The organism is Pseudomonas viridiflava (assembly GCF_900602065.1).
Classification (GTDB): Bacteria; Pseudomonadota; Gammaproteobacteria; order Pseudomonadales; family Pseudomonadaceae; genus Aquipseudomonas.
Window position 1 is genome coordinate 1 of the sequence record NZ_UWFN01000349.1, and the last position, 289, is coordinate 289.

General features: G+C 58.5%; 1 pseudogene. It reads right to left on the bottom strand.

Annotated elements, in window-relative coordinates:
- A pseudogene (locus EE949_RS27025) lies at positions 1–289 on the bottom strand (histidine kinase); the annotation flags it as partial.

Below are 289 nucleotides of genomic sequence, written 5' to 3' on the forward strand. Positions count from 1 at the left end.
ATACTGAACGCGGCATTGCGGCCACCCAGCAGGCGAATCTCGACGTCGTAGACGAAATACTCGTCGCCGTTGATTTCCTTGATCTTGGTGAACTGACTGCCCTGCCCGTCATAGTTGGGGTGGTAATCGATGTCCAGGTCTTCGGTGGACAGCGAACGCCAGACCATCTGCCCCTGACGGTTATAGATGTAGCCCATCAGGCGGCTGCCCGGCAGGTTGAATTGCTCGCCCGGCAGCACCGACGGCATCAACAGATGATCGTCCTCGACACGCGCCGCGGAAATCATCG